We start from the raw sequence: 653 nt of genomic DNA, 5'->3' as shown, positions 1-653 counted from the left end.
CCACCGGTGTGTCGGCAGGATACTCACGGAGCAACTCTTCCTGCACATTCTCCACTATATCGGCACTCAGGTAGATGCACATCGTGGAGCGGGAGCGTGCCAGCAGATGCAGTTTCTCGGTATCGGGCATCGGCGTCCGTCCCTCACCGCGGGTCAGGATTATTGTCTGTGTCTTGCGGGGTATGGTGAACTGGGAACGCAGTTCGGCCGCCGCCGCCTGAAAAGCGGAGATGCCTGGAGTGATATGGTAGCGCATCCCGTGTCGGTCAAAGTGGTTCATCTGCTCCTGTATGGCTCCATACAGGCACGGGTCGCCGGTATGCAGGCGCACAACGAACTTTCCACGGTCGTAATATTCCTTCATGATTGCTATCTGCTCTTCGAGCGCCAGCGACGCCGAGCTGCGCACCGTGGCTCCCGGTTTGGCACAGTCGGTAACCGAACGCGGCACGAGACTACCCGCATAGAGTATCAGATCGGCCCGTTCGAGCATCCGCCGGCCACGCACCGACACCAGATCGGGATCGCCCGGTCCTGCGCCCACAATCTCTATGTGGCCCTCACGTATGTAATCACCGGCTATCGCGGCGGCAACCGTCCAGTCACCGCCTTTGGTTTTCGGCATTATAAGCCGTCCACCGGCCGATGCAAGC

Annotated in this window: 1 protein-coding gene; it reads right to left on the bottom strand. The window is 59.9% G+C overall.

Going from position 1 to position 653, the window contains the following annotated elements:
* Positions 1-653, bottom strand: a 653-nt coding sequence (cobM, locus tag MoGM_RS02345; RefSeq protein ID WP_104368603.1) for a precorrin-4 C(11)-methyltransferase, incomplete at both ends; no start/stop codon positions are given.

This window comes from Prevotella sp. MGM1 (genome assembly GCF_002933775.1).
In the GTDB taxonomy this organism is placed as follows: Bacteria; Bacteroidota; Bacteroidia; order Bacteroidales; family Bacteroidaceae; genus Prevotella.
This window is presented reverse-complemented; position numbering and strand designations above follow the sequence as displayed.